Source organism: Pseudomonas sp., from assembly GCF_017744435.1.
Lineage (GTDB): Bacteria > Pseudomonadota > Gammaproteobacteria > Pseudomonadales > Pseudomonadaceae > Aquipseudomonas.
Genome location: NZ_JAGIBG010000034.1, coordinates 1 through 12,579 on the forward strand (window position 1 = coordinate 1; position 12,579 = coordinate 12,579).

The 12,579-nt window shown below is 64.5% G+C and carries 11 protein-coding genes; 9 read left to right on the forward strand and 2 right to left on the reverse strand.

The window, feature by feature from the left end; genetic code table 11:
• Positions 1–165: 165 nt before the first annotated feature.
• Both betT and epsC read right to left on the reverse strand, forming a co-directional pair.
• Positions 166–2,136, reverse strand: coding sequence for a choline transporter BetT (betT, locus tag J7573_RS20290; protein ID WP_294339802.1), 1,971 nt, complete (start codon positions 2,134–2,136; stop codon positions 166–168).
• Positions 2,137–2,467: 331 nt separating this feature from the next.
• Positions 2,468–3,400: a serine O-acetyltransferase EpsC gene (epsC, locus tag J7573_RS20295; protein ID WP_294339581.1), complete on the reverse strand. Its 933-nt coding sequence runs from the start codon at positions 3,398–3,400 to the stop codon at positions 2,468–2,470.
• Positions 3,401–3,673: 273 nt separating this feature from the next.
• Here epsC and tcyJ point away from each other — a divergent pair, with 273 nt between their 5' ends.
• From tcyJ to J7573_RS20340, 9 genes are all read left to right on the forward strand, one after another.
• Positions 3,674–4,468 (forward strand): cystine ABC transporter substrate-binding protein, encoded by a 795-nt coding sequence (gene tcyJ, locus J7573_RS20300; protein ID WP_103448575.1) that lies wholly within the window; start codon positions 3,674–3,676, stop codon positions 4,466–4,468.
• Complete coding sequence (gene tcyL, locus J7573_RS20305) at positions 4,465–5,133, forward strand: cystine ABC transporter permease (RefSeq protein WP_027917633.1); 669 nt, start codon at positions 4,465–4,467, stop codon at positions 5,131–5,133. Before tcyJ ends, tcyL begins: the two co-directional genes overlap by 4 nt.
• Position 5,134: 1 nt before the next feature.
• Entirely contained in the window at positions 5,135–5,896 is a 762-nt protein-coding gene (gene tcyN / locus J7573_RS20310) for an L-cystine ABC transporter ATP-binding protein TcyN (protein ID WP_294339590.1), read from the forward strand.
• 237 nt (positions 5,897–6,133) lie between these two features.
• Positions 6,134–7,375, forward strand: a complete 1,242-nt coding sequence (locus J7573_RS20315; RefSeq protein WP_294339593.1) for an SfnB family sulfur acquisition oxidoreductase — start codon at positions 6,134–6,136, stop codon at positions 7,373–7,375.
• A 43-nt stretch (positions 7,376–7,418) separates the two neighbouring features.
• Positions 7,419–8,600 carry an SfnB family sulfur acquisition oxidoreductase gene (locus J7573_RS20320; protein ID WP_294339595.1) on the forward strand — a complete coding sequence of 394 codons (1,182 nt, stop codon included), beginning with the start codon at positions 7,419–7,421 and terminating at the stop codon, positions 8,598–8,600.
• On the forward strand, positions 8,600–9,991 hold the full coding sequence (locus J7573_RS20325; RefSeq protein ID WP_294339597.1) for an LLM class flavin-dependent oxidoreductase: 1,392 nt from the start codon (positions 8,600–8,602) through the stop codon (positions 9,989–9,991). Before J7573_RS20320 ends, J7573_RS20325 begins: the two co-directional genes overlap by 1 nt.
• Positions 9,984–10,784, forward strand: coding sequence for a MetQ/NlpA family ABC transporter substrate-binding protein (locus J7573_RS20330; protein ID WP_294339599.1), 801 nt, complete (start codon positions 9,984–9,986; stop codon positions 10,782–10,784). The genes J7573_RS20325 and J7573_RS20330 overlap by 8 nt, the downstream gene beginning before the upstream one ends.
• 1 nt (position 10,785) lies before the next feature.
• Complete coding sequence (locus tag J7573_RS20335) at positions 10,786–11,895, forward strand: ATP-binding cassette domain-containing protein (RefSeq protein WP_294339603.1); 1,110 nt, start codon at positions 10,786–10,788, stop codon at positions 11,893–11,895.
• On the forward strand, positions 11,885–12,529 hold the full coding sequence (locus J7573_RS20340; RefSeq protein ID WP_294339605.1) for a methionine ABC transporter permease: 645 nt from the start codon (positions 11,885–11,887) through the stop codon (positions 12,527–12,529). The genes J7573_RS20335 and J7573_RS20340 overlap by 11 nt, the downstream gene beginning before the upstream one ends.
• Positions 12,530–12,579 lie beyond the last annotated feature (50 nt).

The following is a 12,579-nucleotide window of genomic DNA, read 5'->3' on the forward strand; positions in this document are numbered from 1 at the left end:
ATCCTCGACCAGTACGAGCGGCACATGCAGTTCCTGCATCTGGTCCGCTAATACCTGTACCGGCCTCTTCGCGGGCTTGCCCGCTCCCACAAGTCCTGCACAGCTTTCAGAAACTGTGCTGAACCTGTGGGAGCGGGCAAGCCCGCGAAGAGGCCGGTACAGGTATTAGCGGACCAGATGCAGGAACTGCATGTGCCGCTCGTACTGGTCGAGGATGTCGTTGATGATCTGCTCCTTGCTGTAGCCCACCAGGTCATAGTTCTGGCTGCCTTCGCTCAGGTGCACCTCGGCCCGGTAGTAGCGGCGGTTCTTCAACTCCTGCGTGCCCAGCCCGCCCAGCCCGCCCAGCGCGAACGACGGCGTGAAGTAGCCACGCATCTGCACCTGGTAGATGAACGGCTGCTCCTCGCCATGGCCAACCTTGAGGCTGACGTTGTCATGGCTCGGGTCGTCCTGGGTCACCAGCACCAGGCCCTTCTGCTCGAACACCTCACGCACTTCGGCAATTGCCGGGCGCACCACGTCGTCCATGAAGCGGTACACCTCGTCCCGCGACGGGAAGTGCACGGCCTGGCTCAGACGTTGACGCCAGCCACCACGGCCACGGCGTGACTGGGCGAACGGTGCCAGCGAGTGCATCTGCGCGATCTGCCGCTGGCTCTCCAGGTAGAAGGCCTTGTGCAGCCCCCACATCATGCACAGCAGGATCAGCGAGAACGGAAGCGAGGTCAGCACCACCGCCGACTTCAACGAGTCGATGCTGCCCGCGAACAGCAAGCCGCTGGTAATCAACGCCGTCATCGCACCCCAGAAGATCCGCAACCAGTTCGGCCCGTCTTCGTCGGCACCACCGCCCTTGGCGGACAGGGTCGACAGCACCACGGTGCCAGAGTCGGCCGAGGTGACGAAGAACACGAAACTGATGAACACCGTCACGGCGATCACCGTCTTGCTCCACGGGTAGGTTTCCAGCAGCAGGTACAGGCTCATCGACGGGTTGTCCAATGCGGACTGGCCGAGCGCGGTCATGCCGTGGTTGATCACCTGGTCCAGCGCGCTGTTGCCGAAGATCGACATCCACGCCAGGGTGAAGCCCAGCGGAATCAGCAGCACGCCGAAGACGAACTCACGGATGGTGCGGCCACGCGAGATGCGCGCGATGAACAGGCCCACGAACGGCGCCCAGGCAATCCACCAGGCCCAGTAGAACACCGTCCAGCCACCCAGCCAGTCACGTTGCTCGCCATAGGCGTACACGTCGAAGCTCTTGCGCGGCAAGGCGCCGAGGTAATCGCCGAGGTTCTGGATCAGGGTATTGAACAGGTGCTGGGTGGGCCCGGCGAACAGCACGAACAGCAGCAACGCGCAGGCCAGGAACAGGTTGATGTCGCTCATCACCCGTACGCCCTTTTCCACCCCCGCCACGGCTACCGCCACCGCCGCGCCCATCATCAGCGCGATGAGGATCACCTGCACCCACTGGCTGTGGCTGATGCCGAACAGGTAGTCGAGGCCGGCGTTCAGGTGCAGCACACCAAAGCCCATGTCGGCGCCCAGGCCGAACACCGTGGCGATGATGCCGAAGCCGTCCACGGCATAGCCGATAGGGCCATTGATGCGCTTGCCGATCAGCGGATACAACGCCGAACGCAAGGCCAGCGGCAGGTTGTGCCGGTAGGCGAAGTAGGCCAGCGCCATGCCGACGAAGGCGAACACGCCCCAGCCATGCAGGCCCCAGTGCAGGAACAGGATCTCCATCGCCTGGCGCCCGGCCTCGGCCGTGCCTCCTTCGCCCTGGGGCGGGGTGAGCATGTGGGTCAGCGGCTCGGAGACACAGAAGAAGAACAGCGTGATGCTGATACCGGCGGCGAACAGCATGCCGGCCCAGGACAAGTAGCTGAACTCGGGCTCGTCGTGGTCGGCACCGAGCTTGATCTTGCCGTAGCCGGACAAGGCGGTGACCACCACGAACACCAGGTACAGCGTCATGGCCAGCATGTAGTACCAGCCGACCGTGTTGGCCGCCCAGTTCTGCGCCGCCAGCAGCCACTCACCGGCAGCTTGCGGGAAGGCGATGACCACCAGGCCGAAAAGAAGAATGAAACTTGCCGCGAAGTAGAACACTGGCGGGTTCATGCGGATCTTGCCATTGGCAAGGGAGGGGGACGGTGCACTCATGAAACAGGCACCTCGTCGATCGACGTGAGGTTCGGAATGAACGGGTTCAGCAAAGGAATCCTCCTGTTGAACACCGGCAGCGGACCAGCGTTTTTCATTGAACAAGCGTTCAAGTTAAACATGGATCGGCTTTCAATGCGAACCGGGGCGCCGATTGGCGCCCTCCTGTCATGGCCCTTTCGCGGCTAAAGCCGCTCCCACAGCGACCCCACAGCATTCTGAAAATGTGCAATCCCTGTGGGAGCGGCTTTAGCCGCGAAAGGGCCGGTACAGCCATGAATCTCCCGGATCAGTTCTTGTCCTGGCAATCCAGCTGCAGGTTGGCCTGGGTGATGTTGCTTTCGGCCGGCACGCTGCGGGTCAGCCAGACATTGCCGCCAATGGTCGAGCCCTTGCCGATGGTAATCCGCCCCAGGATCGTCGCCCCGGCATAGATCACCACATCGTCCTCGACGATCGGGTGGCGTGGCAGCCCCTTGTGCAGCGTTCCCGACTCATCGCTGGGGAAGCGCTTGGCGCCCAGGGTAACCGCCTGGTAGATGCGCACCCGCTCACCGATGATCGCGGTCTCGCCAATTACCACGCCGGTACCGTGGTCGATGAAGAAGCTCTGGCCGATCTGCGCGCCAGGGTGAATGTCGATACCGGTGGCCGAATGCGCCAGCTCCGAACTGATCCGCGCCAGCAGCGGCAGGCCTGCCTTATAAAGGTGGTGAGCCAGACGGTGGTGGATGATCGCCAGGATCCCCGGATAACACAGCAATACCTCGTCGACGCTGCGCGCCGCCGGGTCGCCGTGATAGGCCGCGAGCACATCGGTATCGAGCAGCACGCGCAGGCCCGGCAAGGCCGCCGCGAAGTCCTGGATCAGGCGCAGGGCCTGGGCGTCGATGCCCTGCAGTTCCGTCTTGCTCTGGCGGGCGGCGTAGCGCAGTTCCAGCCGCGCCTGCGCCAGCAGGGCCGTCAGCGCCGCGTCGAGGGTATGGCCGACGTAGAAGTCCTCGCTCTCCTCACGCAGGTCGACCGGGCCCAGGCGCATCGGGAACAGCGCCCCGCAGAGCTGCTCGAGAATCTGGCGCATGGCCTCGCGCGAAGGCAGCTCGCGCCCGCCTTGCTCGCCACTGCTACGACCATTGCGGCTGCGCCATTGCTCGCGGGCACCGCGCAGGCCACTGACGATGCTGTGCAGTTGCCAGTGCCCAGTTGAAGGTTGTTCGCTCACGGTGTTCTCCTGCCGAAGGTGGCCAATCTGTCGTTATGCGATCCACTCTACGGCAAATCCGCCCCTTGGAAAAAACAACGCTTTATTCCATCCTGCGCTAAGTCGGGCATAAGCCGCGATGACGGCGGCACTATCCTGGCCTACCCTCAAAGCAGCCAAAACCTGGCACAGATCAAAACGGGAATAAGAAAATAAGTTTTTATTATTTCCTGGCCTATCAAGCCAACTCTATAGTCGCCACCCACTACTTCAACAACAAGCGCGGGGTCTGACATGTCGAAATTCGCCAAACCGCTTCTCAACGCCAGCCTGGCCATCCTGCTGGGTGCCGGCCTGCTCGGCCAGGCCTTCGCCGGCGAGCAACTGAAGACCATCGAGGAAAAAGGCGTGATCAACGTCGGCCTCGAGGGGACTTACCCGCCATTCAGCTTCCAGGATGAAAACGGCAAACTGACCGGCTTCGAAGTCGAGCTGTCCGAATTGCTGGCCAAGGAACTGGGGGTCAAAGCCAAGATCCAGCCGACCAAATGGGACGGCATCCTCGCCGCGCTGGAATCCAAGCGCCTGGACGTGGTGGTCAACCAGGTGACCATCTCCGAGGAGCGCAAGAAGAAGTACGACTTCTCCGAGCCCTACACCATCTCCGGCATCCAGGCGCTGGTCCTGAAGAAGAAGGCCGAGCAGCTGAACATCAAGAGCGCGCAGGACCTGGCCGGCAAGAAGGTTGGCGTGGGCCTGGGCACCAACTACGAGCAATGGGTGAAGCAGGACGTGCCGAAGGCTGACGTGCGCACCTATGAAGACGACCCGAGCAAATTCGCCGACCTGCGCAACGGCCGCATCGACGCCATCCTGATCGACCGCCTGGCTGCGCTGGAATACGCCCAGAAGGCCAAGGACACCGAACTGGCTGGCGACGCCTTCTCGCGCCTGGAAAGCGGCGTGGCCCTGCGCAAGGGTGAGCCTGAGCTGCTGGCCGCGATCAACAAGGCCATCGACAAGCTCAAGGCTGACGGCACGCTGGCCAAGCTGTCGGAGAAATACTTCGGTGCCGATGTCACCAAATGATCGCTGAAAGCCTGCAACTCGTTGCCGACTCCACGCCCTTCCTGCTGAAGGGCGCGGGTTATACGGTGCTGCTCAGCGTTGGCGGCATGTTCTTCGGCCTGGTGCTGGGCTTTGCCCTGGCACTGATGCGGCTGTCGAAGATCCTGCCGCTGAACTGGCTGGCCCGGGTCTATGTGTCGTTCTTCCGTGGCACGCCGCTGCTGGTGCAGCTGTTCGTGATCTACTTCGGCATGCCGCAGATCGGTATCGAGCTCGACCCGATTCCGGCTTCGCTGATCGGTCTGTCACTGAACATGGCGGCCTACATCTGCGAAATCCTGCGTGCGGCGATCTCCTCGATCGACCGCGGCCAGTGGGAAGCCGCGGCCAGCATCGGCATGACCCGCACCCAGGCCATGCGCCGGGCGATCCTGCCCCAGGCCCTGCGCACCGCGCTGCCTCCACTGGGCAACAGCTTCATCTCGCTGGTCAAGGACACCGCCCTGGCGGCGACCATCCAGGTGCCCGAGCTGTTCCGACAGGCCCAGCTGATTACCGCGCGCACCTTCGAAGTGTTCACCATGTACCTGGCCGTTGCCGTGATCTACTGGATCCTCTGCAGCATCCTCGCGCACTTCCAGAACCGCATGGAAGCGCGGGTCAACCAGCACGACCAGGAGCAATGAGATGATCGTCGCCAAAGGCCTGACCAAGCAGTTCAAGGGCCAGACCGTGCTCAACGGTATCGACCTGACCGTGCAACCCGGTGAAGTGGTGGCCATCATCGGCCCCAGCGGCTCGGGCAAGACCACTTTCCTGCGTTGCCTCAACCTGCTGGAAACCCCGGATGCCGGGCAGATCCAGATCGGCGACATCAGCATTGATGCCAACCGCCCGCTCGGCGGCCAGCAGAGTGCGATCCGCCGCCTGCGCCAGCAGGCTGGCTTCGTGTTCCAGAACTTCAACCTGTTCCCCCACCGCACCGCGCTGGAAAACGTCATCGAAGGCCCGGTGATCGTCAAGAAGACGCCTCGCGAACAGGCCATCGACCTGGGTCGGCGGCTGCTGGCCAAGGTCGGCCTGGCGGGCAAGGAAGACGCCTACCCGCGGCGCCTTTCCGGCGGCCAGCAGCAGCGCGTGGCCATTGCCCGCGCGCTGGCCATGGAACCTGAAGTGATCCTGTTCGACGAACCCACCTCGGCCCTCGACCCGGAGCTGGTCGGCGAGGTGCTGGCGACCATCCGCGGCCTGGCCGAGGAGAAGCGCACCATGATCATCGTGACCCATGAGATGAGTTTTGCCCGGGATGTCGCGAACCGGGTGATCTTCTTCGACAAGGGTGTGATCGTGGAACAGGGCGAGGCCAAGGCGCTGTTCGCCAATCCGAAGGAAGAGCGTACCCGGCAGTTCCTGCGCAAGTTCCTCGGTACCGCCGCTGCGCAAGACTGAAAATCTCGGCTGGATTCTTCGCGGGCACGCCCGCTCCCACATTGATCGGTGTGGGAGCGGGCGTGCCCGCGAAGAGGCCGGCACATCCAATGCAAATCCATCTTCTATAAATATTCCAAAAAGTTAGTTCATAAACTTTTAATAAGCCATTATGGTATATGAACCGGACCACCGGACCAGCAAATGTCTGTCGCCATCAGCTGAAGCGACGCATCCACTTTGTGAGGTTCGGTTCTGATGACCACCCAGCCAAATACCGTATTCCATAGCGACCTCGACAGCTCGCCCCTGCTGCTGCCGGCCAAGGTCCTGCGCAACGACGCCGAAGCCCTGCAAGCCGCCCGCGAACTGGCCGAGAGCGCCCGCGAGCAAGCCGCCCGCCGTGACCAGCAACGCAAGCTGCCCTGGGCAGAAATCGAACAGTTCACCCGCAGTGGCCTGGGCAGCATCAGCGTGCCCAAGGCCTACGGCGGCCCGGACGTCTCGTTCGCAACCGTCGCCGAGGTGTTCCGCCTGATCAGCGCCGCCGACCCGGCCCTGGGGCAGATCCCACAGAACCAGTTCGGCATGCTGCAGCTGCTGCGCCTGACCGCTACCGAAGCTCAACAGGCGCTGATCTTTCGCAGCGTGCTGGACGGCTGGCGTATCGGCAACGCCGGCCCCGAGCGCGGCACCAAGGACACCCTGACGCTCAAGGCCAGGATCACCCGCAGCGCTGACGGCTATCGCATCAGCGGTGAGAAGTTCTATTCCACTGGCGCGCTGTTCGCCCACTGGGTGGCGGTCAAGGCGCTGGACGATGAAGGCCGCCAGCGTCTGGCCTTCGTCCGCCGCGGCAGCCCGGGGCTGCGCATCGTCGACGACTGGTCCGGCTTCGGCCAGCGCACCACCGCCAGCGGTACCGTGCTGCTCGACCAGGTACCGGTCGATGCGGAGCTGGTCATCGACAACTGGCGCCAGCGCGATACCCCCAATATCCAGGGCGCGGCCTCGCAGCTGATTCAGGCGGCCATCGATGCCGGCATCGCCGAGGCCGCCATCGACGACGCCATCACCTTCGTCCGCGAAAAATCCCGGCCATGGATCGAGGCCAAGGTCGAGCGCGCCAGCGATGACCCTTACGTGGTTGCCGACATCGGCCGCCTGAAGCTTGACCTGCATGCCGCCGAGGCGCTGCTGCGCAAGGCCGCGCGCGTGCTCGACGAGGTCAATGCCGGGCCGATCGATGCCGCCGCCGCAGCGCGGGCGTCAATTGCCGTGGCCGAGGCCAAGGTGCTGACCACCGAGATCTCGCTGCAGGCCAGCGAAAAGCTGTTCGAACTGGCGGGCAGCCGCGCAAGCCTGGCCGAGTTCAACCTCGACCGGCACTGGCGCAATGCCCGGGTGCACACCCTGCACGACCCGGTGCGCTGGAAGTACCACGCGATTGGTGCCTATCACCTCAACGGCACCCTGCCCGCCCGGCATTCCTGGATCTGAATTTGTGGCCATTGGGGCCGCACAGCGGCCCCCGGAGATCACCATGACAACATCAGTAATCACCAGCGACAGCCAAGCCCTGGCTGCCGCCGAACATATCGCCCAGCAACTCAAACGCGACAGCGCCCTGCGCGACCGCGAACGCCGCCTGCCCCACGCCGAACTGGAGCTGTTCACCCGCTCCGGCCTGTGGGCCATCAGCGTCCCCAAAACCTTTGGCGGCGCGGGCGTGTCCAACGTCACCCTGGCCCAGGTCATCGCCCGTATCGCCCAGGCCGATGGCTCCCTTGGCCAGATTCCGCAGAACCACTTCTACGCCCTCGAAGTGCTGCGGGTTAACGGCAGCCCCGAACAGCAGCGGCGCCTCTACGGCGAAGTGTTGGCCGGCCGCCGCTTCGGTAACGCCCTGGCCGAACTGGGCACGAAAACCGCACACGACCGCACCACCCGCCTGACTCGCGATGGCGCCGGCTACCGCATCAACGGGCGCAAGTTCTACGCCACCGGCGCGCTGTACGCCCAGCGCATCCCGACCTCGGTGATCGACGACCAGGGCCGCCAGCAGTTGGCCTTCGTCCCCGCCGACAGCCAGGGCCTGCAGGTAATCGACGACTGGAGCGGCTTCGGCCAGCGCACCACCGGCAGCGGCTCGGTGACCTTCGACAACGTCTGGGTCGATGCCGACGACGTGGTGCCGTTCCAGACGGCCTTCGAACGCCCGACACCGGTCGGCCCGCTGGCGCAGATTCTCCATGCGGCCATCGACACCGGTATCGCTCGCGCAGCGCTGGATGATGCCCTGCACTTCGTGCGCACGCGCAGCCGGCCATGGGTCGACTCCGGCCTGGACAAAGCCAGCGACGATCCGCTGACCCTGAAAAGCTTCGGCCAGCTGGTGAGCCGCCTGCATGCTGCTGAAGCGTTGCTCGAACGCGCCGGCGAGTTCCTGGACCGCGCCCAGGCCAACAGCAATGCCGACACCGTTGCCGCTGCCTCCATCGCCGTTGCCGAAGCACGGGCCATCAGCACGGAAATCTCCCTCGCCGCCGGCACCACGCTGTTCGAACTCGCCGGCAGCCAGGCCACCCTCGCCGAGCACAACCTCGACCGCCATTGGCGCAACGCCCGCGTGCACACCCTGCATGACCCGGTGCGCTGGAAGTACCACGCCATCGGCAACTACTACCTGAACCACGAAAACCCACCACGCCGGGGGACCATCTGATGGCCAGGCAGATCCTGCTCAATGCCTTCAACATGAACTGCATCGGGCACATCAACCATGGCCTGTGGGCCCACCCACGGGACACCTCGACCCAGTACAAGACCCTGGAATACTGGACCGACCTGGCACGCCTGCTCGAGCGCGGGCTGTTCGACGGCCTGTTCATCGCCGACATCGTCGGCACCTATGACATCTACGGCAACTCCGTCGACGTGACCCTCAAGGAGTCGATCCAGTTGCCGGTCAACGACCCGCTGCTGCTGGTTTCGGCCATGGCCGCCGTTACCCGCCACCTGGGTTTCGGCCTCACCGCCAACCTCACCTACGAAGCGCCTTATCTGTTCGCCCGGCGCCTCTCCACCCTCGACCACCTGAGCAACGGCCGGGTCGGCTGGAACATCGTCACCGGCTACCTCGACAGCGCCGCCCGCGCCATGGGCCTGGAGCAGCAGCCCGAGCACGACCGCCGCTACGACCAGGCCGACGAATACCTGCAGGTGCTGTACAAGCTGCTGGAGGGCAGTTGGGCCGATGACGCCGTGGTCAACGACCGCCAACGCCGGGTGTACGCCGAGCCAGGCAAGGTGCGCAAGATCCGCCACCAGGGCGAGTTCTACAAGGTCGAGGGCTACCACCTGTGCGAACCCTCGCCACAGCGCACGCCGGTCCTGTTCCAGGCGGGCAGCTCGCCGCGCGGCCTGGCGTTCGCCGGCAACCATGCCGAGTGCGTGTTCATCAGCGGCCAGGACAAGGCCGCCACCCGCACCCAGGTCGCCAAGGTCCGCGCGGCTGCCCAGGCCGCTGGCCGCGATCCGCAGGCGGTGAAGGTGTTCATGGGCATCACCGTGATCGTCGCCCCCACCGAGCAACAGGCCCAGGCCAAGCATGCCGAGTACCTGCAGCATGCCAGCGCGGAAGCCGGCGTGGCGCACTTCGCCGCCTCTACCGGTATCGACTTCGCCGCCTACGGGCTGGACGAGCCGATCGGCGCCAGCAAGGGCAACGCCATCCAGTCGGCCACCCGCCAGCTGCAGGAGAACGCCTGGACTCGCCGCCGCCTGCTGGAGCAGCACGCCCTCGGGGGGCGCTATGTAACCCTGGTCGGCGCGCCCGATCAGGTAGCCGAACAGCTGATCGCCTGGGTCGACGAAACCGGCCTGGACGGCTTCAACCTGACCCGCACCGTCACCCCGGAAAGCTATGAGGACTTCATCGAGCTGGTGATCCCGCAACTGCAGCAACGTGGCCGCTACAAGACCGCCTACGCCGACGGCACCCTGCGCGAAAAGCTGTTCGCCAGCGACCACCCGTACCTGCCTGCCGGCCACCCAGGTTCCACCTACCGCAACACCCCGACCCCTGCCCCGACTGGAGCCCTGCACCATGCTTGAGAAACTGTTCCGGCCCGTCGCGGCCATTGCCCTCACCTTCGGCCTGTCCGCCAGCACCTTCGCTGCCGAGCCGCTGAAGATCGGCACTACCGCGGCCTTCGCCATCCCCCTGGAAGCGGCGGTTGAAGAAGCCCACAAGCAAGGCCTGGAGGTGAAGCTGATCGAGTTCAGCGACTGGATCGCGCCGAATGTCAGCCTCAACAGCGGCGACATCGACGTGAACTACTTCCAGCACATTCCCTTCCTGGAGAACGCCAAGGCTGCGGCCGGTTTCAACCTGGTGCCCTATGCCCCGGGCATCATCAACAACGTCGGCCTGTACTCGAAAAAGTACAAAAGTTTCGCCGACCTGCCCGAAGGCGCCAGCGTGGCCATCGCCAATGACCCGATCAACAGCGGCCGCGGCCTGCAGTTGCTGGCCAAGGCTGGCTTGATCACCCTCAAGCCCGGGGTCGGCTACAAGGCCACCGAAGACGACATCGTCGCCAACCCGAAGCGACTGAAGATCCTGCAGGTCGAAGCCGTGCAACTGGTGCGCGCCTATGACGACGCCGACCTGGTCCAGGGCTACCCGGCCTACATCCGCCTGGCCAACAGCTTCGATGCCACGTCGGCGTTGCTGTTCGATGGCCTGGAAAACAAGGAGTACGTGATCCAGTTCGTCATCCGCCCGCAAAGCAAGGACGACCCTCGCCTGGCCAGGTTCGTCGATATCTACCAACACTCGCCTGCCGTGCGTTCGGCCTTGAACAAGGCCCATGGCAGCCTGTACCAGGCCGGTTGGGAGGGCTGACATGAGCCAGGCCAGCGCGCTCCGAGCGCCCACCGCACAACCATCGCCGTCTACGGCCAGGGAGCAGGCCCTGCGCCCGGAGGTCAACGAAGCCCACGTGCGCTTCATCGGCCTTGGCAAGACTTACCCTGGCCAGCAACAGCCGGCGCTGCACGGCATTGACCTGAATATCCGCCGTGGCGAGATCTTCGGCATCATCGGCCGCAGTGGTGCCGGCAAGTCGTCGCTGCTGCGCACCATCAACCGCCTCGAGCAGCCGAGCCAGGGCCGTGTACTGATCGACCAGGTGGACATCGCGCCCTTCGACGAGGACCGCCTGGTAGCCCTGCGCCGACGCATCGGCATGATCTTCCAGCATTTCAACCTGATGTCGGCCAAGACCGTGTGGCAGAACGTCGAGCTGCCGCTGAAGGTGGCCGGCGTGGCCAAGGCCGAGCGCCAGCGCAAGGTCCGCGAGCTGCTGGAACTGGTGGGTTTGCAGGAGAAGCATCACGTCTACCCGGCGCAGCTGTCCGGCGGGCAGAAGCAGCGGGTCGGCATCGCCCGGGCGCTGGTGCATGACCCGGAAATCCTGCTGTGCGACGAGGCCACCTCGGCACTGGACCCCGAGACCACGGCGTCGATCCTCGAACTGCTGCGCAACATCAACCAACGCCTGGGGCTGACCGTGGTGCTGATCACCCACGAGATGGCGGTGATCCGCGACATCTGTCACCGCGTGGTGGTGCTGGAGCGTGGCGCGATCGTCGAGCAGGGCGAAGTCTGGCGCGTGTTCGGCAGCCCATGCCATGAGGTTACCCGCACCCTGCTGGCACCGTTGCAGGCCAAGCTGCCTGCGGCTTTGCAGGCAAACCTGCGCGCCAGCCCGGTGGGCCGTGACAGCGCAGTGGTGCTCAAACTCACCCTCCTCGGCGAGCCGGCGCTGTCCGACCTGTTCGCCGAACTGGGCGGGCGTGTGCGCCTGCTTCAGGGTGGCGTGGAAACCATCGGCGAGCATGCGCTCGGGCAGTTGATCCTGTCGATCCAGGGCTCACCGCACGACACGCATCAATTGCTCGAACGCGCCCGCCGCTGGGCCGAAGACGTGGAGGTACTGGGCCATGTGGTTTGATCGCTTGCTCGATGGCCTGCTCGACACCCTGCTGATGGTGGGCGTGTCCTCGCTGGTCGCGTTGCTGGTGGGGGTGCCGATGGCGGTGCTGCTGGTCACCAGCGACAAGGGCGGCATCTTCGAGGCACCGTTGCTGAACCGGGTGCTGGGCGCTTTCGTCAACCTGTTCCGTTCGATCCCGTTCCTGATCCTGATGGTCGCGCTGATCCCCTTCACCCGGCTGGTGGTGGGTACCACCTACGGTGTGTGGGCTGCGGTAGTGCCACTGACCATCGCCGCGACGCCGTTCTTTGCGCGGATTGCCGAGGTGAGCCTGCGCGAGATCGACCATGGCCTGGTAGAGGCGGCGCAGGCCATGGGCTGCCGGCGTTGGCACATCGTCTGGCATGTGCTGTTGCCAGAAGCGCTGCCGGGGATCGTGGGCGGGTTCACCATTACCCTGGTGACGCTGATCAACTCTTCGGCGATGGCCGGGGCAATTGGAGCGGGTGGGCTGGGGGATATTGCCTATCGGTACGGGTATCAGCGCTTCGACAGCCAGATCATGTTGACCGTGATTGCCATGCTGGTGGCCTTGGTGGCGCTGATCCAGCTGGGTGGCGACCGGTTGGCGAAAGGCTTGAACAAGCGTTGAATTCTTCGCGGGCACGCCCGCTCCCACAGGATTATCACGGCTCTCAGGAG